We start from the raw sequence: 22,293 nt of genomic DNA, 5'->3' as shown, positions 1-22,293 counted from the left end.
CGAGAGGACGACAAGTAGTGGACAGGCCGCCAAAGGAAGCACAGGTACTCAAAAAAATCATCGTGAAGTAACAACCACATAGCCAAAAAAAAGGAAAATGCCGCCATGTTTAGTTGCCTATTCTCTTTTTTGATGAAGAGCAGAGAAGAACATGTAAATATTTTCAACAAAAGCATGTTTATCCCTATCTCTAGGCATCCACCTAGCCATGTTAAGTTTAGTGCATCGCCAGTGGCTGACCCGCCATACCCTGGGGGTTTGGGACTGGATCAAGAACAAGGATCCGAAGCTGAAGGAAAAAGCGGCTAACTATGCTTTGGAATGGATCGGGCAGGTGCCGGGTAAACGGGAAAGCCGCAGAATCATGGGCCAATATCTGATGACAGAGCATGATCCGGCCAATCTCACCGTGTTCGAGGATGAGATTGCCTTCGGCGGCTGGTTTCTTGATCTGCATACGCCGGGCGGTCTTCTGGCCAAACACAGCGAGCGGGCCAGTAAGGAAGGCTATTCCCAGACCAGCGAATATGCGGTCAAAAGCTATTGCGGCCCGTATGGCATTCCACTGCGGATTATGATCGCCAAGGACATGGACAATCTGATGATGGCCGGTCGGAACGTGAGTGTGACCCATGCTGCTCTAGGAACCGTACGGGTGATGTCCACGACGGCCCTGATGGGCCAGGCAGCCGGAGTGGCGGCAGCGGCCGCCCAGCGCCAAGGCATCCGCGTTTCGCAGCTTCCGGCTGAAACGGTGTGTCAGGTTCAGCAAACCCTGCTGCGCGACGGCTGCTTCCTGCCCAACGCCCACAACGAGGACCCGGCTGACCTGGCCCGGCAGGCAGCCGTCACCGCCAGCAGCGAAGCGCAAACAGTTGGCGCCGGAACGGAATCCCGGGGTTTCCATGAGGGTTTGGCTGTGTGGCGGGACCAGAATCATCAGACGACTCATGACCGTCTGACACACCGGCGGGGGCAATGGATCGCCACAAGCGGAGGCAGAATCGATAAGCTGGCTGTCTGCCTGAGCAATGAATCGAATCAGACGCAGACCGTACAGGCAGTGCTTCTACCAGTGGACCACATCTGGGATTACCGCACCGACCCTGGCGCGCCTCTGGCGGAAACCGCCTTGTCCATTCCTCCCGGGGTGAACATATGGGTAGATTGGCCGGTTGGTTTGACCGCTGAGAGCGGGCTGCCGGAGAATGGCTATGTCCGTCTGGACCTATGGGCGAATGATCATGTCTCCTGGCATAAAGCGGGTTCTCTGGAGCCAGGACATATGGCTGCCTTTGAAATTGGTCTCGGCAAAATGAGGCGTTATGACAACGGTGTGACTTTAAGCTTCAAGGTGGAGCCGCCGCAGCCTGTGTGCGGAGCCGCTAACGTTCTCTCCGGCGTGACCCGTCCTCATCGCAGCACCAACCTGTGGCGCTCCGATCCGGCACAGCCGTTGGCCCAATGGCTTGAGCTGAGCTGGACCGAGGAGCAGGCCATCTGCACAGTGGAGCTGACCTTTCCGGGGCATCTGATCCGGGAATACCATGCGTATGCGCCCTTTTACCGTGACCCGCAATGCCCCAGGGACTATACCATCGAAGCCTTGGGAGAAAACGGCTGGCAGGAGGTACTGTCTATCCGCGGCAATTACCAGCGGCACTGCCGGCATAAATTGCCTGAAGCTGTCCGTACGGCTAGGCTGCGGCTTGTGATACAGGCTACCAACGGGGACCCATCGGCGGCCGTTTATGAAATCCGCTGCTACGGAGACGAAGGGATATGATGAAACGGGGATTTTTACCGGGAGAGATTTCCGGTGGAAGCCCTGCGCTCTATCGAGGCAGCCCGCCATGCGGTGGAAATCCGCTTCAAGGTGAAGAAGACACCCAATGATTTCGGCGCTTGTCTGAGTTTGTTCCTCTTACCGGAGCTCCAGCCAGCTCGGCTGGCAACGGACTGGAGAGACCCTATTTGCGGGAAAAGCGAGGGAAGGCGCGACTAACGGACCGGAAAGACCTTATTCGGGCATAAAGTCGTCTGAATAGTGGCAAAGTTGTCCAATAAGTGCATTGGAGTCCGTTACAATTTCAAACCTTTGTTTAGCGGCCGAATAAGGGCGCTGATGTCCGTTACTGGCCTGACCCATGTCTGGGGAACCCCTAGAGAGCCTTCACCATCCCTATAAAGACACGGCCTAAACCCACCTCCGGCTGCAGAAGCGGCTGGAGGCTTTTCTGCTTCTCCCGGTAGCCGGTTTGTGATATATAATGGAGCTACGAACCTATTGAGACCAAAAAACGGGGGGCGCCCTATGTTTACCTGGAAGAAGCGAGTTTGGGGCTGGTGGCCAAAAACCTTGCGCAATAAGCTGTTCCTTACCTTTTTGCTGTTTATTTTGCTGCCGTTTGCCCTGTTGTACATGTACTTCTCCCAGGAAATCAAACAAATGATGCAGGAGCGCATTATCAGCGGCAGCGGGGAAGAGCTGAAAAAAATGAACGGCAATCTGGAGGATTTTATGGGGACAGCCTCCAAAACGGTGATTCTGCTGGAGCAGGACCCGGATGTGGCCGCCATTCTGAGCACACCCGCAAGCTATCACGAGCTGGAGCGGCGCAAGGAAATCGAAGCGAAAATGAAGTCCATCAACAACAGTATCTTTCTCACCTCTCCCCGCGTGTTCTACACCATCACCGATAACTTCGGAAATGTATACGCTTCCTTCCGTCCGAAGGAGGCACTTGATTACAAGGCCTTAGTGGAGCAAACGAAGCGTCTGTTCTCCAGTCCGGGCAAGCCCTTTTACCATTGGGATAACCGGGGGGAGAATTACATTCACCCGGATGAGTCGGACAGTCCCTATCTGCTAACCCTTTACACACAGCTGCGTGACCGGCTGGGTGCTCCGTACGGCTATATCCGCATCAGTCTGGATTACAACAGCCGTTTCGATGCCATGTACCATGACTCCTCTCCGGACCAGCTCCTGTACATCCTGGATGAACAGGGGAAGCTGCTTTCCAAATACGGCAATGACCGCTCTATCCTGCAGTCCTCCTGGATGGAGCGCACCGGCTTTTCATCTGAAGCCTCCGGTTTTTTCATCGACGATCCCACCTCATCCATCATTATGTACAGCTATGTCCCGCAGCTTCAATGGTATCTGGTCAACCAAGTCTCTTACGATACGCTGTTCCGTGAGCTGAACGGCTTGAGCAAGCGGTTTTTGCTGATCTTTTTTGTGCTGGCGGCGCTTTTCCTCCTCCTTATGTACATTGTTTCCAAAACCATCACCAATCCACTTTTGTTCATGCAATCCCGGATGGCGGAGGTAGTGCGCAGGAACCTGAAGGTGCATGTGCCTGAGCACAGGTTTCAGGGGGAGATGCTGGCGGTAACCCAATCCTTCAACCAGATGATTACGGACATGAATGAGATGGTGCGCCTCATGAAGGCAGAGGAGCGGCAGAAGGAGGCTATGCGCTTCCAGATCCTGCTGTCTCAGATGAATCCCCACTTTCTCTTTAACTCCCTGAACACGGTGAAATGGATCGCCATCCGGGAAAAAAACGAAACCATCAAGCAGATCACCCTGGCTCTGGGAAAAATGCTGGAGATGAGCATGCGGATAGATGTGGATCTGATTCATTTTTACAAGGAAATCGAATTGCTGAAAAGCTATGTGTACATTCAGAAGCTCCGCTATGACAACCGTTTTGACGTGCATTATGAATTTGATGATGTGATGCTGCATACGCTTGTTCCGAAATTTTTCCTGCAGCCTCTGGTGGAAAATTGCATTCAGCATGGTTTCTCGCAAAAAGGGGAGCGGGGCGAAATTTGGATACGGCTGGCCCGGGAGGCGGCGAAGCTGCGGGTGGAGGTGGAGGACAACGGTGTGGGAATGGAGCAAGCGGCTGCCTCCGGCAGACCGGAGTCTAGGGGGCACGGCATAGCATTGGAAAATCTGAAGGAAAGGCTGAATCTGCTGTTCAAAAAGGAAAGTATGGTGGAAATCCGGACGGGACGGACCGGCAAAGGTACTTTGGTTGTGGTGGTTTTTCCGCTGCTGCTGTCTGTCCCGTATCAAGCGGAAGGAGGAGAGGCTCATGTGGACGGTTATTTTGGTTGAGGACGAAAGCTACGTCCGGGAGGCGTTGAAGGAGCTGATCCCCTGGGAGGAACAGGGCTTCCGCATAGTGGGAGAGGCGGATAACGGGGCAGATGCCCTGGAGTTGGTGTGCCAGCATCAGCCGGACCTGGTCATTACGGACATCATCATGCCGTATATGGACGGAGTGGAGCTTTTGCGTCAGGCCCGGGAGCAGCATGCAGAGGCGCGCTTCGTCATGCTGACCTGTATGAATGAGTTCGACTATGTGAAGCAGGCGCTGGAATACGGCGCATCCGGTTATATGCTGAAGCTGTCCCTGAGCGAAGAGACCATGCAGGAGATGCTGGTAAAGCTTAACAAGGAATTGCGGCAGCAGGAAGAGCAGCGCCGGCTCCGGCTGCAGCCCTGGTACGCACAGTTATGGTCCTCCCTTTACGGAGACAGCAGCGATGTCCCTCCCGGGCAGACCGGCGGGCCTTTGTCCCGGTTCCATGGATGGGACTGTATGATTCTGGCGGTGCTGGAGGGACATGATGATTTTCACGGACAACTGGACGAAACATGGGCCCGCCTTTTCCGTAAGGTTGCCCGCTCGCGTTTGCACCGCTTTAGCACACTGGGCATCACCACGTATTTTTGCTGGCACCGACGGGAAGAGGGCCGGTGGAAGCCTGAGCCCCTCCCCATAGGGGCACCCTGTTCTTATATGGCGGACGTTTCCATGGAACGGCTTGCAGAGGGCTGGAGGGCGGCACTGCAGGCCCTGGCCGGAGCCTGGTACGGCATCAGCCGTACAGATTCAGCCAAGCCCTATTCCCTAACCGCTGCCTCGCTAGCGCATGGAGCGGCTTATTCCAAACCCTCCTTTTGGATGCTGGAAAAGGAGGCGGCTTTGCATTTTGAGCTGCGCAATGAAGCCTTGTGCCGTCAGGATGTGGAAGCATTGTTCGCCCTCGCCGCCAGGGAGCGGGCGCCGCTTCCGCTGGTGAAGGAGATGGCGCTGCGGCTGGGTGTCCAGTTCTACCGGGTAGCGGAGCAGAAGGTGCCGCCCTTGCCCGAGCTTGTGGAAGCATCCTCCCATGAAGTCCTCTGCCAGGCGGTGCTCACCCGGATGAAGAAGTGCCTGGATGACTGGGTGAACAGGGATGACGGTTACACGGATCATTCCACCATCAACCGGATCATCGATTTTATCAAGACACAATATTATAAGGATATTGCTGTAAAGGATGTCGCGGCCATGATGAACATTGACGAGAATTATCTGACCAAGCTGTTCAAGAAGAAAACCGGAACCAGCATGATTCATTACGTCCAGAAGCTGAGGATTGAACACGCCAAGGCCTTCTTGGCCAAGACGGATCTGACCGTAAGTGAGGTCGCCGAGCGGGTGGGTTTTTTCAACGATAATTATTTCTGCAAGATCTTCAAGCGTTACACGGGAGAATCCCCGGGGGCTTACAAGAGAAAGGCTGCAGCAAACAATCCAGATTTGTTCTAAACCATACTCCGTTCTGTTCCTGTAAGCGCTGCCGGACCGGTGCTATAGTGGAAGCAGGTTCATCATGAACATAGGGAGGTCACCCATGAAAAAGAAATTGTATGGCATCCTGGCAGGCATCATGACGGCAGCGCTTCTGGCAACCGCTTGCTCCAGCGGCACAGGCAATAGCGGAGACCAGGCCTCGCCGGGAGCAACAACTGCGGCGACAACGGCAGCATCTGGCACACCGGGCGGGGCCAAAGCACCGGTTAAGCTCAAATTTTGGGGAGGTGTGCCCCCTGAATCCGGGCCGCAGGAGGTAGTAGATACCTGGAATAAGGCCAATCCGGATATCCAGGTGGAATACGTACGGTTCGTGAATGATGATGCGGGTAACCTGAAGCTGGATACGGCCGTGATGACAGGGCAGGGGGTAGACATATTCGTCAATTACAGCTTCGCCAGAATGGAGCAGCGCCAAAGCTCCGGTAGCACCCTAGACCTGAGCCAATTCACCGATTTCAACATTCTGGAGAAGGTTGGGGACGGGGCGAAGGAGTTCATGATTAACGGCAAATTCTACGGCCTGCCCACTACCAAGGGCGTCAGCTTCATGTGGCTGAATATGGATGCCTTCAAGGAAGCGAACCTGCCCATTCCCTACGACTGGACGTGGGAGGAAGCGCGTGATTATGCCAAGAAGCTGAACAAGAAGGGCCGCTGGGGACTGCTGCAGTGGAATGCCTCTATCTTCAACCCGGTAGACAGGGTTTTCCATGAGGAAGGACATGTGGTGAACGGCAAGTCCAACTTCGGCTCGGCTAATGCCAAGTATGGAATGGAGCTGCTGCATGGTATGATGCATACCGACAAAACAACACCTCTCCTGGGTGAGCAGCTTGCCACCAAAATGCCCGTGGACACCATGTTCCTGAAGGGTGAAGGCGCCATGTTCAACGCAGGCACGTGGATCTTCCGGAATGCCAATAACATTCAGGCCAATCCGCGCACCTTTAAGGTTGCATTTGCGCCTATACCTCGTTATTCCTTCCAGAAGTCACTGCTTTCAGAGGGTGGACTTGGCGACATCGTTTCCATTAACAGCGCATCCGCCCACAAGGAGGAGGCCTGGAAATTCCTGAAGTGGTATACGGATGAGGGCATCCTGTACATGGTTCCCGGCGGAAGGATTCCGGTATCCAAGGATGTGAATTTGGATAAGGTGATTTCGCTTCTGTTGAAGGGGGTTGAGAATCTGTACGATCATGAGTCGCTGAAAAGGGTGCTGTTCGGCAATATTCCCTACTTCACCCGGAAAATCGAACAGCCGGTGATGGATATGCGGCAGGAGGAGATGGAGAAGTACCTGCTGAATGCCAATACCCTGGAGAAAAGCACAGCCACACTCATCGATCGGCACAATACGTTCATCCAACAGAAAAAATAGACGGAGGCGGAGTGAAGCCCTGTGAAGTGGAACTGGTCTAAACGCCAAAGAATGACGGGTTACCTGTTTATTGCGCCGAACATGCTGGGCATTCTGATTTTCTTCCTGTTTCCCACTGTATTCTCCTTTGTGCTGATGTTCTCGGATTGGAAATTTGCCAGCGGCAAAACGCCGAAATTTATCGGCTTGGATAATTTCAAGCATCTGTTTAATGATGAATTATTCTTTATTTCCCTGAAAAACACCGTGCTCTTCCTGGCTTCTGTTCCCGTATCTCTGGTGCTTGCTTTCCTGATTGCCATCCTGTTAAACCGGAGTGTGTTTCTGAAAAGTGTACTCCGTGCCATGTATTTCCTGCCCTACATCACCAGCGGTGTGGCGGTAGCCTTTGTCTGGATGGTCCTGTTCCAGCCACGCATGGGACCTATCAATGAAATTCTTCGGGCTATCGGTATTGATAATCCGCCCGGTTGGCTGTCTACCACCACCTCGTCCATGTATGCCATTGATATTATTTGGAGCTGGCACCTTATCGGCTTCTTCATGATCATCTACTTGGCGGCGCTGCAGGATATTCCCTCCGAGCTTTTGGAGGCGGCCAAAATGGACGGTGCCAAACCATGGCAGACCATTCTCCGGATTATTCTTCCCCTTGTCAGTCCTACGACACTCCTGCTGATGATTACAGGCTTCATTTCGACGGTCAAAACCTTCGGAATCATTGAGGCCGTCACGGGAGGGGGGCCGGGCAACAGCACCACCATACTGTCGCTGTTCGTCTATAAAACTGCCTTCAGCTACTACGAGATGGGCTATGCCTCCGCCATATCCTGGGTACTGTTTATGATTGTGATGTCCATTACGATGCTGCAATGGCATGTGCAGAAGAAATGGGTTCATTATTAAGGGAGGGAGAACAGTCTACATGAAACATTTCCGTTTACGCCTGCTGCTTAAGCTGTTCCTGACCGGTATCCTGCTCTTCTGCGGCCTGCTCATGGTGCTTCCCTTTGTCTGGGCCATCAGCACATCGTTTAAAAGCCCGTCGGAGGTCTTCGATTTTCCTATCCGGTGGATTCCGGAAACCTTCATCTTCGACCATCATGTGAGGGTATGGACAGCCAATGGCGGATTTTTACCTTTTTACCTGAATTCGGTGAAGGTAGCCTTCATCTCTACGGTAGGGGCAGTCCTGATGTCCGCTCTGGCGGCTTACGGGTTTTCCCGGATTGAGTTTAAGGGGCGGGATGCCAGCTTTCTCTTGTACTTGTCCATGATGATGGTCCCGCCGCAGATTTTGTTCGTTCCCAAGTTCCTGATGTTCGATTGGGCCGGCATCTATAACACCCACTTGGCGCTGATTCTGCCCGGCTTATTCTCGATTTTCGGAGTGTTTATGATGCGACAGTTTTTTTTGAAAATCCCGATGGAAATTTCCGAGTCGGCCATGATGGACGGGGCAGGGCACTTCCGTATCTTTGCCCGGCTGATCTTGCCTCTCTCCAAGCCGGTGCTGGCTACATTCTCCATCATTGATTTCTCGTGGCATTGGAATGATTACGAGAATGCGCTGGTGTTTCTGATTGATAAAGACCTGTATACCATTCCGCTGGGGCTGCAGAATTTCATCCAGGAAAATAGCATCGACTACAACGGGATGATGGCCGCTGCATCCGCCGCCATTATTCCCATGCTGATCGTGTTCTTCGCCGGGCAGAAGTATATTATCCAGGGTGTCGCCGGTACTGCTGTTAAGGGGTAACAGAGACAGAGGAGCTGGGGCATGTATGCAAACATGCCTTAGGAGAGCCGCCTGCTGAAGAGCATTTCGGGAGGCTGGGATGGATGATGAAAAATTGGTTGAAGGTTGCGCAGTGGCGCAGGCTGACTGTATGTATGCTGGTTATAATATTGATGGCCGGAAATGCAGGATACGCTGCGGCGGTGAGTCTGTCCCAAATTGAAGGGAACGGCGCGTACCATGCCCGCCGCAGCTTCGGAGCCGGGTTGTACGACAGTGTCTCCAACAAAACCTTTATTAACTACAGCGGTCCGCAGATGGATGTGTATGTGAAGGCGTACAACCATTCGACGTCCTCGTGGGAGCCGGCGGTCAAGGTTGCAGATTGGAATGACAGCAGCACCTACGCTTATCATGACTATGGCACCATGGTAATGCTTCCCGATGGCAAGCTGGGCATTTTGATCTTTAACCACTCGTCTGCTGCTTACCTGTTAAAAGCTCCCAATGCCCATTCCATGGACGGGGTTTGGACCAAAACACAGATTAACGCGGATAAAACGGCATATCCTATGCCCGCAGTGGTGGGGAATACGGTGTACCTGCTGTATTCCAAAAACGACAACCAAAGCTATCCCTATCGCACCTACCGGATGACCAAATCCACGGACAGCGGCGCCACCTGGTCAACTCCGGTCTCCATTATCGACAGCGGCAAAACGGCAGACAAGTTCAACGAAGTGTATTCCAATGGCGTCTACATCCATGGAGATAAAATCTATATGACCTGGTCCATGGCGGGCGGTCCCGGAGGGCATAATCACAGCTCGCGCCACCTGTATGTGGCCTATCTGAATACGGCGGACGGGAATATGTACAGCGCTTCGGGGACGAATCTGGGCGCGAAAGTGGATAACGCAGAGCTGGCGGATTGCCTTGTCTATGATGCGCTGCCGGTTACAAGCAGCTCCGATTACGGAACGCGCCATCCGGTGCAGCAGGCGGATGTTGCCGTTGCTGACGATGGCACAGTTGTTGTGGCCTTCGGTGAGCAGGAGAATGCAGGCGGACAGACTGTGCGGTTCGGCAAGCTGGTATCAGGCGTCTGGAGCTATTCGACCCTTCAGACCGGGACGCGGAATTACCGGGATTTGGCGAAGACGGGGCCGGACGATTTCGAGGTGCTGTACCTGAGCAATGATTATACCCAGCTGGTCAGTACAGCAACGGCCAACCTGGGGAGCACGTGGAGTGAGCAGTACAATCTGGCAATTCCCCTGGCTCCCTCCAATGCGGATTTTCCCGTCTACGCCAATTTTATTGAGAACCGGCAAAATATCCAGGCTATCATCGGCGCCGTGAATTTAGCCCAGCGTAATACGGATTATACCGGCAAGTGGCCGATTATCGCTGTGGATACCTTACCTCCGACTGGAGAGCCAGTAACACTGGTGAACGAGAACTTCGACAGTGTGGAAGGAGAACAGATTCCTCCGGGATGGACCTTCAACAATGCAGGAGGAACAGTGAGCGTTGCAGCTGACCCCGGCTCCACGGATAAAAGCCTGCGGCTTTACGATACCAGCACATCCACAGTAGTCTCCGCGTCGGCCTCATTTGCGCCTACTGCCACGGCTGTTACAACCGAATTCAAGATTAAATTCGGCAACCAGAGCAATCTTTATGTGCGGGTGTATGGAGGGGCAACGGAGGCAATACGCCTGCGTACTAATAGCGGCAAGCTGCAGGTAAGCAACAGCGGATCATATCTTACCCTGAAGAGCTACACAGCTAACGCCTGGCATAACATTAAGATTGTGGCAGATCCGTCTATTGGTCAGGCCGATATTTATATGGACGGTGTGCTCCTGCAGTCAGGCGGAGCCTTCCATTCTGCAGTGGGCAGCTTGGACAAAATCCAGTTTATTACCAATAGCACGGCGTCCAATATGACCATGAGCGTAGACGATGTAAGAGTAACCAAATAAATGTTGAAGGGAGCCGGATATGGCAACGTCCATCGTTCCGGCTCCTTCATTTATGACGGAGGTTATGCGGTATGTCCCTTTACCCTGAAATTAATGAAGAGCGGCTGGTGCGGATGCTGAGGCATCCCGGACGGAAAGTCCGGATGGTGCTGGATACGGACACCTTTAATGAAATCGACGACCAGTTTGCTTTGGTGTATGCGCTGTTATCACCGGACAGTGTTGAGGTGGAGGCATTGTATGCTGCCCCTTTTTATAACAAAAACTCTACCGGACCAGCGGACGGCATGGAAAAAAGCTACTTGGAGATATTGAAAATTCTCAAGCTGATGAGCAGGGAGGATGTTCCGGTATACCGGGGGTCTGCTGCATATTTGCCTCAAGATGGGGGCTTTGTTGAAGGTGATGCCGCACGTAATTTGGTTGAACGGGCTATGGCCTGTGATCCGGCGGATCCGCTGTATGTGGTGGCCATCGGTTGTATAACGAATGTAGCCTCGGCCATTCTGATGGAACCCGCCATTGCGGAACGCATCGTGATTGTCTGGCTGGGCGGGCATTCCTTCGCCTGGCCCCATACCCGGGAGTTTAATCTGAGCCAGGACATCGTGGCATCGCGTGTGGTGTTCGACTGCGGAGCTCCGGTGATTTTGCTGCCCTGCGGCGGGGTGGTCTCCCATCTTCATACCTCCCTGTCTGAGGTGCGGGATTATGTGCTGCCCACGGGTCCCGTGGGGGAGTACCTCTTCGAAACCTTTCGCAGCTCCAGTGACGACCATTTCGCCTATACCCGGATCATCTGGGATATGTCCACAATTGCCTGGCTGGTGAATCCTGAATGGACCTTCAGCCATCTGGTGCCCAGCCCCCGTATATCCGATGACGCCCGCTGGATCAAGGACCCTACCCGGCATCCGATCCGGTATATTTACCACATCTACCGCAACCCCGTATTCGGGGATTTATTCCGGAAGCTGGCGCGTGGAGGGGGCAATGAGGGCGAAGGAGGCGGTGGAGATCGAGGTGGTGTTGGAGGTGGAGGTGCGGGCGGGAGTTAGTTAGTTGGAGGAACGTGTGTGAATGAAGCTTTGATAACACCAGCTGACCTGTTATGGGGGGCTGGTGTTTTCTAACGGAACTCAGAGACTCTTAGCGCTCGAAAATGCGTATGGAAAATTTGTAACGGAACTGAGAAGCTCTTAGACGGTAATAAGATGGTGTTTCCCAGTAAAAACAGCTTCTAAGGGTCGCACAGTTCCGTTATATTTGAAATCGCGCCGATTTCGGTGTTTAACGGTCTTTCAGTTCCGTTACAATCGCGGTCACTTTTTGAAACCGGTTAAGTTTCCATTTTGCACAAAAGAAATCATTCAAAATCCTGTCCAAATGGTATAAGATGGTTATATTGTCATTTCAAACGGAGAGAGAAATTGGTTCTCTCTTTTTTCATATGAGGAGGAAAGCGTGAAACAATTCAACAGTAGTTCCATTTTAAGCTCGACTATAATTGGTTTGTCCATCGTAATCAGCAGCTTCATCGTAGCAGGTGTCAACGGCCCGGATGCCGTTCCGGTTTCAAATGTGAATATGCCCATTGTAAATAAGCCATTAATGAACATTGCGGAAACGGCGCAATATTTGAATTTGACGGAAAAACAGGTCAGAACCATTATCTCTTCCGAAGAACAGGTGTTAAAAGCCACAAGCTCCTACGAAGGAATGATGTTCCCGGTCATCCGGATCGATGGCGAGATTTACGTCGGAACAGAGGAATTAAAGGAATGGGTACATCAAGCAGTTTCGCTCAAAAAGGAATATGACTTGAAATTGTAGTGCCTAACTGGGGAGGGAAAGGAAATGAATGTTCTTGGGACAATCCTAGCGATTGCCATTGTAGCGGATACTTTCCATTGTGCTGGCACCCGTTGGAGGAATTGTACTGCTGGCCGCAACCCTGGTCATGGTCTTAAAGCTCTACCAACAGAACAGACAAATAGCCGATGATCTTCAAAAAATAAAGGAAAAGCTGAATATCGTGGAAACCGATGATTTTAATCTGCCGAATGAAGTGATTGAAGAAGAGCTGGAAAGAGAATGGAATGAGCATAAGAATGAGTAGAATGCTCGAAAACATGTTTTTCTCCCAGTAAGATGATATTATAGGAAGATATAACCCATTCAAATACTGGGGATTAATTTGCTCCAAGTCCCCATACAAAGAGGTGCATCCATATGAGGCAGTTTCCCACGCATATTGTGGCTGTTTATGGAGTTGTGGAAAATGATCAGGGGGAGATTTTGCTTTTAAAGTCGCGTAACCGAAACGTTTGGATGTTTCCGGGCGGGCAGGTGGAGCTGGGGGAAAACTTGATCGATGCTTTGGTCCGGGAGGCCAAAGAAGAAAGCAGCATGGACATTGCCGTACACCAGCTGTTCAGTGTCGCATCCAATACTTGCACCTATCCGGGCTATAATGGGTTTGGCCAGATTCCGCCTAAAGTTCTGATTGGATTTACGTGCCGTTATGTGGGTGGAGAGTTCCGCGAATCGGATGAAACCACGGAATGTCAGTGGGTCCCAAAAGCAGAAGTGTTAGAGCATCTCACGGTTCCTGATTTAATAGAAAAGTATAAAACGTATCTGAATTTTACCGGTAAGGTGGAGTATATGGAGTATGTGACCAAACCGCAGTTTGAGGTCAAGCTGCAGCATATGGTCTAAACCTTGAACAATACCAGCACGCATTGCATACGTAAGGGGAGGTAGCCATGGGGTTCGATGATTTTACCAAGAGGCGCATTGGAAAAATTCTGGATGCCTATATTGAGGCGAAGATTCCGGATGATTTCAAGGCAGACTACAAAATTCTATATACCTTCCGGGGAAACAACATTACGCTGGTCCAGGAAACTCCGGCGTACCTGCCGGGTGAACGGGTGGAGCTGCCGATCTGCCAGTTCAGACTAGCAGACAATAAATGGAAGGTCTACTGGCAGGATAGCAGAAACCGGTGGCACTTGGTTGAGGATTTGGAACCGATTGAGGATTTTAAGCGGCAGCTGATGAATATTGAAAAGCCTGAATTTAGCTACATGTGGCTTTAAAACAAAGGTATGGAGGTCCTGGCGCCTATGATCCGGGAAGCTGAAGATAGGGACGAGGAGCAGTTAAGCAAGCTGTACCGAATGCTGGTGCCTAACAGCAAGAAAATGGAAGTACAAAAAGAGCAGCTCCGCAAAATCCGGAACGACCCGATGAACTTTATCTTTGTTTATGAAGAAGACGGTGAGCTCTTAGGCAGCTTAACGCTTAATATCTGTATGCAAGCCTTGCATGGAGAAAGGCCGTACGCCATTGTCGAGAATGTCATCGTTCACGAGGATCATCGCGGCAAAAGCATCGGCCAATCCCTATTCCGGCACGTGGAGACATATTGCAACTCCATCCATTGCCATCGGATTATGCTGCTAAGTAAAGCTACCCGAATCAGAGCCCACCAGTTTTTTGAACGGGAGGGGTATGACGGTCAGGTCAGCAAAGGCTTCAAAAAGTATTTGTAACCATATGTGGTCCGGGGTTACCGGCACAAAATGGAATAATAGGCTGCCGCTTCTTCGACTAAATCCCGGGAAGACTGGCGGGGAGAGGTGCTCCTCACCCCAGGAAGCCGGAGGTTTACATGCCGCGTGGCGCCGGCAGCGATTTTGGAACGGTGGCTGTGGGCCTCCGCCAAATCGTAAACCGCATGTTGCATGAGGGTAAGTTGATGGACAGGCCATTCTTGTCCCATTTGATGCAAGACCTGCGGGATTTCCCCAACAGCGCAGGAGCGGATGGTTCTCAGACAAGCTCCCCACTTGATCAAATCAATCCCCTTGCCGCTTACGGGGACCTCGCAGCCGCCATAGCCCACCTTGTTCTGGTACGTCAGCTTGAGCAGTACATACCAGCATCCGGAACGGACCGGCTTATATAAAAATGAAGGCCGAGAAGGAAAAGCGAAGAGCTCTATTCCCGTCAATTTCCCATTTTCCAACCACTGTACCTCCTTCGATAGTCCAATGAACAATATGAAAATCATAACCAAATTCGATTTAATTGTAAAAAGCGATATGGGGCGATTTTGAGTCGATTTAGGGTATTTTCAGTCGAAAATGTAATATAATATCTCGTTAATTGGGAGATCATCGGAAAATCTCTATCATTCTCTTGTTATCTCCGATCTTAATAGAAATTTAACAGCTTTTATAGCATCTAAATGAATTCCTCATGCAAAGGGATACATTTTACCTACATTTCTGCAATTTACGCCGGCAAAAATAGAGGAGGTTTCAATTGAAGGCTTCGATAACTGCAAGTGGGCTGGCAAGTCCCGAGCTAAGCTGGTTATGCGTTCAGCCGATGTTATCCGCTGTCCGCGGCAAAGACCTGGAGTCCAAGCGGGAGATGTATAACCGGCTGAATGAAGGGCAGCAGGCGTTATACCTGTTCTACTCCTTCCATAACCATACCCAAACCGTTGCGGAGTTTTATTGGTTTGCGGCTTACAACATCCGCGAGCTGCATGTATGGGGAGGAATATGCCGGGCTGTGCTGTTTTTTCAAGACGGTGAGTTGGCCGGTTTGCTGGAGGAAATGGAGTCTGTGCTGGTCAAGGCCGCGGAACGGTATAATCCGGCCAGTCCTTCTGACCTGGAGCAGGACCCGCAGCTGGCCGGTACCCTCTTACAGCTGCATGCCCGTTATAGGGCTTGCGCAGAACAAACCATCCAACGGATGAATGCATGGGTGTTGGCCCATCAGGACAGCTTTCTGGAGATAAAGGAGTCCAAGGAATAGGCAGACCAGCACCGGAGATACTATAATCCATGTATGGGAAAGGCAGGGTTCACGGGATGATTCAACGGATAGGACAAATTATGCTCTATGTAAATAATCAGGATGAGGCGCGGCAGTTTTGGACAGAGCAAGCCGGATTCCATGTGGTTGCCGAAGAGGACAATGGCGAAGGCATGAGATGGATTGAAATTGCCCCGGCCCCGAATGCTGAAACCAGCATTATTCTTCATGATAAAGCGTTTGTGGCTAGCATGTCGCCGGACATGAATCTGGGTACACCCTCGTTAATGTTTTTCTCGGAGGATTTGGATCAGCTGTATGCCGATTTTAAGGCCAAGCAGGTCACTGTAGGAGATCTGGTCACTCTTCCCTTCGGACGTGTGTTCAATTTTGCCGACCGGGAGGATAATTATTTTGCGGTGATGGAAAAGAAGAATACAACAAGCAGCTAAGCTAGAGGTCCGCTTGTTCCAACCGGATAAACCCGCCCTTTACCACCCGAATGTGGAGGTAAGGGGCTTTTTTGCGTTTACAAAAATAAATGATAATGTTTATCATTTCGCTTGACAAAACAACCCCGGAGAAATTATGTTGTATGAAAGAATATATTTTGCCTATGGGAAACAATATTAACTTTACGAAAATAGGAGGATTAAAGAATGGGAATCAGACTGGGCAAGTGGCGTGTATGGATGGGTGCAGTGGCGTTGGCAGCTGCAATGGCCGTGATGACAGCCTGCGGGGACACCGGCAACGGCTCACAGATTGGCGCGGAAAACGGAAAAATCCGGATCGTCACCACCATCGCCCAAATAGCGGAGCCTCTGTCTGTAATCGGCGGGGATAAGGTCAGTGTGCAGAGTCTGATGGGACCAGGCGTCGATCCCCATCTGTACAACGCTACACAAGGCGACATCGGCAAGCTGGAGAACAGCGATATGATTTTTTACAGCGGACTTCATCTGGAGGCCAATATGGTCCGGGTTTTCGACGAAATGGGCAAGAAAAAACCGACCCTGGGGATTGGGGAAACCTTGTCCAAGGACCGGTTATTAAAGGATGAGGAAGGTAACACCGACCCGCATATCTGGTTCGACATTGAGCTGTGGAAGCAAAGCCTCGGGGCAGCGACAGAGAAGCTGAAGGAGCATGCCGCAGAACATGCGGATTATTTCGAAGCCAACAAGGTCAACTATTTTGCCGAGCTGGATGCCTTGAAGGCGGAATCCGTAAAGAAGTTAGGTGAAATCCCCAAGGAGAAGCGGGTGCTGATTACCGCCCACGATGCCTTTGGCTACTTCGGCCGGATGCAGGGTCTGGAGGTTATTGGGCTTCAAGGCCTGAGCACGGAGGATGAAGTGGGGCTGACGGATATTGAGGATACGGTGAAGCTGCTGACGGATCATAAGGTGCCGGCCGTGTTTGTGGAAAGCAGCATTAACCCCGCTTCCATCCAGGCGGTGATTGAAGGGGCTAAGAAGAAGGGACTGGACGTGAAGCAAGGTGGAGAACTGTTCTCCGATGCCATGGGCGCTGCGGGAAGCAAAGAAGGCACTTATACCGGCATGTACCGCCACAATGTGGAGACCATCTACAAGGCGCTAAGCGGGAAGGGGGAATAACCATGCTGCCTGTACTCAGTGTCAAAAGCTTAAGCGCATCCTATCACCGCAACAAGGTGCTGGATGGAGTGGATTTTCAGGTGCGGCCCGGTACGATGACGGGAATCGTGGGGCCGAATGGGGCGGGAAAGTCCACACTGCTGAAGGTGATGCTTAATCTCCATCCCCGGCTGGCAGGTGAGGTGTCCTTTTTTGGCTCCGGGTATAATCAGGTAAAAGCCCGGATCGGTTATGTTCCCCAGCGTGGGTCGGTGGATTGGGATTTTCCCACGGATGCTCTGGATGTGGTGTTGATGGGGCTGTACGGCCAGATCGGCTGGCTGAAGTGGCCCAAACAGCAGCATAAGGAGAAGGCCATGCAGGCCTTGGACGAAATGGGCATGGCGGATTACGCCAAACGCCAGATCAGCCAGCTGTCAGGCGGACAGCAGCAGCGGGTGTTTTTGGCCAGAGCACTGGCCCAGGAGGCGGAGCTGTACTTTCTGGATGAGCCGTTGGCAGGTGTGGATGCAGCTACGGAGCGGGCCATTATGCAGACCCTGAAGACGCTGAAGGAAAAGGGGAAAACCGTCCTGGTAGTCCACCATGATCTGCAGACGGTGGAGGATTATTTCGACCATCTGCTGCTGCTGAACCGGAGGGTAATGGCTCATGGTCCGACGGAAGAGGTGTTTACCAAGGAGAACATCTTCAAAACCTATGGCGGCGTGCTGCGCTGGATGGGGGAGAAATCAGGATGATACAGCTGTCGCATAACGCACAATGGGTGCTGCTCAGCACCTTGATTCTGGGCATAGCCGCAGGGGTTATCGGCTGCTTCGCCTATTGGAAGCGGCAAAGCCTGATGAGTGACGCCTTGTCCCATGCAGCATTGCCGGGGGTGGTTGCCGGGTTTATGGCGGTTGGCGCCAAAAGTCTCCCCGCAATGATCGGTGGTGCGGCTGCAAGTGCGCTGCTGGGAGCTGCCCTCATCCATTGGATTCGCTCCAACTCCCGGGTGAAGGAGGATGCGGCTATGGGGATTGTGCTGTCCGTATTCTTCGGGCTGGGGATCATGCTGCTGACCTTCGCCAGCCGGACGGCAAGCGGCAACCAAAGCGGGCTGGACAGCTTTATCTTCGGTCAGGCGGCGTCTATGGTCAGACAGGATGTTTGGACCATGACGGGTTTGGCGTTGGTGGTCATTCTGGTGGCCGCCGTGGGCTTTAAGGAATGGAAGCTGTTTTTGTTCGATGGAGCCTTCGGGCAGGGGCTGGGCTTGTCGGGGCGGGTGATGAACAGCCTGTATATGGCCGTTCTGGTGCTGGTCATTGTACTGGGCATCCAGTCCGTAGGGGTCATCCTCATGTCGGCGCTTCTGATCATTCCTCCGGTAAGTGCCCGTTATTGGACCCACTCCTTCGGCGGAATGCTTATCCTGGCGGGAGCCTTGGGCGGAGGGGCAGGTATGCTGGGCACCTTGGTCAGCACCATGGGCAAGGGCTGGCCCACAGGTCCGTTTATTGTACTGGTTGCTACGGGATTGTTTGTTGTTTCCTTATTCTTCGGTGTGCGCAAGGGATTGCTGGTGATGTACCTGGAACGGCTGGCCCAGCAGAGGAAGCTGGCTATGGAAACAGCCGAACCGCGTAAGCTGAAGGAGGGGGTGGGATCATGAGCTACAGCGGCTGGATTATTCTGACCGCCTCTCTGGTGGGGCTGTCCTGCGGCATGATCGGGGTACTTCTGATCCTGCGCCGGATGGCCATGATGGCCGATGCCATCAGCCATACGGTATTGCTGGGTATTGTTGCGGCATTTCTCCTCACCAGGGAGCTGAGCGGGTTCCATATGCTGATCGGCTCGGTGGCGGCGGGTCTTCTGACAGCGGTGCTGGTCCAATGGTTCCATGCCCGTGGCGTCCAGCAGGAAGCCTCCATCGGCATCGTCTTCACCTCTATGTTTGCGCTGGGAGTGGTGCTGATTGCCACCAAGGTGGGGAACGCCCATTTGGATGTGAAACATGCCTTGATGGGGGAAATCACCTTTATCCCCTGGGAGACGGTGGAGCTTCCCGTGATCGGTGCACTGCCGGAGGCGGTGGTGCTGCTGACGGCTGTGCTGGTTGTGGTGGCGGCGGTTATCTTCCTGTTCTTCAAGGAGTGGAAGCTGACCTCCTTCGATCCTGCACTGGCGGCCAGTCTGGGTTTGCCGGTAATGCTGATGCATTATGTATTCATGTCACTGGTATCCGTCACTACCGTAGCGTCCTTCGATGCCGTGGGAGCCATCCTGGTGGTGGCGATGCTGATTACCCCCGCCTCGGCGGCTTATCTCTGGACGGACCGGCTGTCGGTTATGATGGGGTTAAGTGGTGCTTTCGGCGTTGTATCCGCCATAACCGGCTATTATCTGGCGGTGTGGCTGGACACCTCCATCTCCGGCTCCATGGCCTTTGCCACCGGACTGCTGTTTCTCGCCAGCTTCCTTCTGTCCCCCAAACACGGCATGGTATCTAAGTGGCTTAAGCCGGCAATGGCGGTACAATCCGCAGAGCCGGGTGCCTTGGAATAACATGCAGGGCGGCTGGAAATACTATCCACCAACTTAGAAGGCGAAGAGGTGGCGTAGATGCCGGAGGAAATGTCGTATGGGGAGGATTATCATTATCTTCCCGTAACCTCGCTTGAAAGCGGCAATGGTCATGTGATCAGGCCGGATGTATATGGGTATACCGTTCAAATCGTCAACATAGCCATGATCGGTCAACCGGGGCAAAAGGGGTGGGTGTTGGTGGATGCGGGCATGCCACATTCCGCCCAGGCGATTCTTGATGCCGTTGCCGAGCGGTTCGGCGAAAACAGCCGTCCGGAAGGGATTGTCTTGACTCACGGACATTTTGACCATGTTGGCGCGGTAATTGAGCTGGTGGAGCAGTGGAGGGTTCCGGTGTACGCCCATGAATCAGAGCTGCCTTATCTGACCGGCAAGTTGGCTTACGATGCACCGGACCCTACCGTGGATGGGGGCCTTGTGGCCAAAATGTCCATGTTTTTCCCCAGCGCTCCCATTCAACTGGGCCAACACGTACACGCGCTGCCGCCGGACGGCTCCATTCCCGTTCTGCCGGATTGGCGCTGGATTCATACACCGGGCCATACGCCGGGGCATATTTCCCTGTTCCGGGACCGGGACCGTGTTCTGGTCGCCGGGGATGCGTTTGTTACAGTGAAGCAGGAGTCCGTCTACAAGGTGTTTACACAAGAGAAGGAAATCAGCGGACCGCCCAAATATTTTACGCCGGATTGGGAGAGTGCCCGCTCCTCGGTTGCCAAACTGCAGGCGCTTCATCCTGAGGCTGCGTTAACCGGACACGGATTGCCTATGACAGGTGCGGAGCTGGAGGAGGGCCTTGAAGCGTTGACCGGAAGTTTCGATGAAATTGCCGTACCGGCCAGCGGAAAATATGTGTAAGAATCTTTTTAACGGCGAGATGCGGGAATGAGTAGAGGTAGCGATAATAAGCTGTTGTGAAGGCTTCGAATATCTAATGAATCTGTAGGATCGCTATTTGTCCGGAACGCCCCGAAAGCGTTCAAACGAGGCGAATAGCGCGATATGGATTTGTTAGATTTTTTTCGTTGAGCCGACGAATGCTCCGAGCATCACATGCAGCGGCTAAGGGCATGTACCCGAGCGGTAGCCAAATGCAAAAGTGCATTTATTTTCCGGGGGAGCCGGGTAGGCGGAGGGGTTAAATGCAAAAGTGCACTTAATTCCAGCAGATTCCACACGATTGGCCGTGTCAGCGAAAAATAGATGCATTTTTGCAAGATGACTGTCTAAAAGAAGAGGTTTGTTCAAAAATAACTGCATTTTTGCAGGATAGGGGTTTGGCTGAATGGATCATGTGGGGAAGAAGAGTGATGTTAATTTCATGTTGACAAATTTAATAGTAATATTTACAGTTATAAGAGAATTATAATAGTAATATTTACGAAATAAGAGAAAAGACCGGAGGCAAAGCAGTATGAAGAAAAATCGGGTTAGAGTTCTATCCATCGGTTTCGTGGCCGGTATGATGCTGGCCGGGTGTGCGGCGCAGCAGGATGCACAAAGCGGAGCGCAGCCGGAGGTAACAGCAACAGGCAAGATCTCACCTGCGGCTTCCGCCCAACCGGCATCTCTCCAAGCTGGAGGCAAGTTTACCTTGACGGATGATCTGAAGCGTACGGTGGTCCTGGAGCGGAGGCCGGAACGGATTGTGGTGCTTTCGCCGGAAATGCTGGAGCTCATGTACGCCATCGGCGGTACTGCAGCGGGACGGGCTGAAGCGGCCGGTATAGTTCCGCCCAAAGGAGCAGAGAACGTGCCTGCCGTAGGTCAGATGCGCCAGGTCAGTCTGGAGCAGGTGCTGGCATTGAAGCCGGATTTGGTTATCGGGCAGCCTGTGTTCCATAAGGATATGGAGCAGACCTTGACTGCAAGCGGCATTCCTGTTGCGTTCCTCAAGCTGGGCTCCCTGGAGGAGGTCCATGCCAAAACGGAACTGTTGGGCCGGATTACCGGGAAGGAGACGGAGGCGCAAAAGGCACTTGCCGGGCTGGACAGCCGGGTGGAGCAGGTGCTGAAGAAGCGTCCGGCGAAAACCCCTACCTTTGTAAATTTGAATGTGACTCCTGGTGTGGTCTCCATCCAACGGAACGATATGGCAGGACTGGAGATTGCCAAAAAGATGAACCTGGTGAACGTGGCGGAGGAGCTGCCTACTGACAAGCCGGATGCCAGTACGCTGCCTTACAGCCTGGAAAAGCTTATCGAGAAAAATCCGGATTATATCTTCCTTATTATCCATGGCAGCAAAGAGGCAGGCGAGAAGAAGATCAAAACCGAAATGGAAAGCAATCCGGCCTGGTCCTCCCTAAAGGCTGTTCAGGAGAAAAAGGTGATCGTCATGCCCTCCGAGCTATTCCTGACCAATCCAGGGTTGAAATATGATGAATCCATGACGTATCTGGGACAGTTTGTGTATCCCGAAGCCTACGGCCAGCCGCAAACCGCGGGGAAGGTACAATAA

General features: G+C 52.6%; 23 protein-coding genes. 22 read left to right on the top strand and 1 reads right to left on the bottom strand.

Translation table 11 applies throughout. The features are described from left to right. Positions 1-208: 208 nt before the first annotated feature. From ACI1P1_RS23690 to ACI1P1_RS23625, 14 genes are all read left to right on the top strand, one after another. Positions 209-1,786 (top strand): FAD-dependent oxidoreductase, encoded by a 1,578-nt coding sequence (locus ACI1P1_RS23690; RefSeq protein ID WP_416218928.1) that lies wholly within the window; start codon positions 209-211, stop codon positions 1,784-1,786. Positions 1,787-1,819: 33 nt separating this feature from the next. Beyond that, on the top strand, positions 1,820-2,005 hold the full coding sequence (locus ACI1P1_RS23685; protein WP_416218927.1) for a hypothetical protein: 186 nt from the start codon (positions 1,820-1,822) through the stop codon (positions 2,003-2,005). A 309-nt stretch (positions 2,006-2,314) separates the two neighbouring features. Continuing rightward, positions 2,315-4,135 (top strand): cache domain-containing sensor histidine kinase, encoded by a 1,821-nt coding sequence (locus ACI1P1_RS23680; protein ID WP_416218926.1) that lies wholly within the window; start codon positions 2,315-2,317, stop codon positions 4,133-4,135. Continuing rightward, positions 4,113-5,618 carry a response regulator transcription factor gene (locus ACI1P1_RS23675; RefSeq protein ID WP_416218925.1) on the top strand — a complete coding sequence of 502 codons (1,506 nt, stop codon included), beginning with the start codon at positions 4,113-4,115 and terminating at the stop codon, positions 5,616-5,618. Before ACI1P1_RS23680 ends, ACI1P1_RS23675 begins: the two co-directional genes overlap by 23 nt. Positions 5,619-5,703: 85 nt before the next feature. Then, positions 5,704-7,047, top strand: coding sequence for an ABC transporter substrate-binding protein (locus ACI1P1_RS23670; protein WP_416218924.1), 1,344 nt, complete (start codon positions 5,704-5,706; stop codon positions 7,045-7,047). A gap of 21 nt (positions 7,048-7,068) precedes the next feature. Beyond that, positions 7,069-7,953 (top strand): carbohydrate ABC transporter permease, encoded by an 885-nt coding sequence (locus ACI1P1_RS23665; RefSeq protein WP_416218923.1) that lies wholly within the window; start codon positions 7,069-7,071, stop codon positions 7,951-7,953. 19 nt (positions 7,954-7,972) lie between these two features. Then, entirely contained in the window at positions 7,973-8,809 is an 837-nt protein-coding gene (locus ACI1P1_RS23660) for a carbohydrate ABC transporter permease (protein ID WP_416218922.1), read from the top strand. An 83-nt stretch (positions 8,810-8,892) separates the two neighbouring features. Further along, complete coding sequence (locus ACI1P1_RS23655; RefSeq protein ID WP_416218921.1) at positions 8,893-10,776, top strand: hypothetical protein; 1,884 nt, start codon at positions 8,893-8,895, stop codon at positions 10,774-10,776. Positions 10,777-10,847: 71 nt separating this feature from the next. Beyond that, entirely contained in the window at positions 10,848-11,834 is a 987-nt protein-coding gene (locus ACI1P1_RS23650; RefSeq protein WP_416218920.1) for a nucleoside hydrolase, read from the top strand. 406 nt (positions 11,835-12,240) lie between these two features. After that, positions 12,241-12,609 carry a DNA-binding protein gene (locus ACI1P1_RS23645; RefSeq protein ID WP_416218919.1) on the top strand — a complete coding sequence of 123 codons (369 nt, stop codon included), beginning with the start codon at positions 12,241-12,243 and terminating at the stop codon, positions 12,607-12,609. 79 nt (positions 12,610-12,688) lie between these two features. Next, entirely contained in the window at positions 12,689-12,895 is a 207-nt protein-coding gene (locus tag ACI1P1_RS23640) for a hypothetical protein (protein WP_416218918.1), read from the top strand. 113 nt (positions 12,896-13,008) lie between these two features. After that, complete coding sequence (locus ACI1P1_RS23635; RefSeq protein WP_416218917.1) at positions 13,009-13,497, top strand: NUDIX hydrolase; 489 nt, start codon at positions 13,009-13,011, stop codon at positions 13,495-13,497. A gap of 47 nt (positions 13,498-13,544) precedes the next feature. Continuing rightward, positions 13,545-13,880 carry a DUF3024 domain-containing protein gene (locus tag ACI1P1_RS23630; protein ID WP_416218916.1) on the top strand — a complete coding sequence of 112 codons (336 nt, stop codon included), beginning with the start codon at positions 13,545-13,547 and terminating at the stop codon, positions 13,878-13,880. Between the two features lie 27 nt (positions 13,881-13,907). Next, a complete protein-coding gene (locus tag ACI1P1_RS23625) occupies positions 13,908-14,336 on the top strand; it encodes a GNAT family N-acetyltransferase (RefSeq protein ID WP_416218915.1) in 429 nt (142 codons plus the stop codon). 17 nt (positions 14,337-14,353) lie between these two features. Here ACI1P1_RS23625 and ACI1P1_RS23620 read toward each other — a convergent pair whose 3' ends face one another. After that, entirely contained in the window at positions 14,354-14,812 is a 459-nt protein-coding gene (locus ACI1P1_RS23620; protein WP_416218914.1) for a hypothetical protein, read from the bottom strand. A gap of 299 nt (positions 14,813-15,111) precedes the next feature. Here ACI1P1_RS23620 and ACI1P1_RS23615 point away from each other — a divergent pair, with 299 nt between their 5' ends. The 8 genes from ACI1P1_RS23615 (at position 15,112) to ACI1P1_RS23580 (ending at position 22,293) form a co-directional block, all read left to right on the top strand. Further along, positions 15,112-15,615, top strand: a complete 504-nt coding sequence (locus ACI1P1_RS23615; RefSeq protein WP_416218913.1) for a hypothetical protein — start codon at positions 15,112-15,114, stop codon at positions 15,613-15,615. A gap of 56 nt (positions 15,616-15,671) precedes the next feature. Continuing rightward, positions 15,672-16,067 (top strand): VOC family protein, encoded by a 396-nt coding sequence (locus tag ACI1P1_RS23610; RefSeq protein ID WP_416218912.1) that lies wholly within the window; start codon positions 15,672-15,674, stop codon positions 16,065-16,067. 207 nt (positions 16,068-16,274) lie between these two features. Then, positions 16,275-17,237, top strand: a complete 963-nt coding sequence (locus tag ACI1P1_RS23605) for a metal ABC transporter solute-binding protein, Zn/Mn family (protein WP_416218911.1) — start codon at positions 16,275-16,277, stop codon at positions 17,235-17,237. A gap of 5 nt (positions 17,238-17,242) precedes the next feature. Then, complete coding sequence (locus ACI1P1_RS23600; RefSeq protein WP_416218933.1) at positions 17,243-17,977, top strand: metal ABC transporter ATP-binding protein; 735 nt, start codon at positions 17,243-17,245, stop codon at positions 17,975-17,977. Next, positions 17,974-18,894 (top strand): metal ABC transporter permease, encoded by a 921-nt coding sequence (locus tag ACI1P1_RS23595; protein WP_416218910.1) that lies wholly within the window; start codon positions 17,974-17,976, stop codon positions 18,892-18,894. Before ACI1P1_RS23600 ends, ACI1P1_RS23595 begins: the two co-directional genes overlap by 4 nt. Then, positions 18,891-19,790: a metal ABC transporter permease gene (locus tag ACI1P1_RS23590; protein ID WP_416218909.1), complete on the top strand. Its 900-nt coding sequence runs from the start codon at positions 18,891-18,893 to the stop codon at positions 19,788-19,790. The genes ACI1P1_RS23595 and ACI1P1_RS23590 overlap by 4 nt, the downstream gene beginning before the upstream one ends. 57 nt (positions 19,791-19,847) lie before the next feature. Further along, a complete protein-coding gene (locus tag ACI1P1_RS23585) occupies positions 19,848-20,690 on the top strand; it encodes an MBL fold metallo-hydrolase (RefSeq protein WP_416218908.1) in 843 nt (280 codons plus the stop codon). 556 nt (positions 20,691-21,246) lie between these two features. After that, complete coding sequence (locus ACI1P1_RS23580; protein ID WP_416218907.1) at positions 21,247-22,293, top strand: ABC transporter substrate-binding protein; 1,047 nt, start codon at positions 21,247-21,249, stop codon at positions 22,291-22,293.

Origin of the sequence: Paenibacillus mesotrionivorans (assembly GCF_046098205.1) — a bacterium.
Classification (GTDB): domain Bacteria; phylum Bacillota; class Bacilli; order Paenibacillales; family NBRC-103111; genus Paenibacillus_AR; species Paenibacillus_AR mesotrionivorans.
This window is presented reverse-complemented; position numbering and strand designations above follow the sequence as displayed.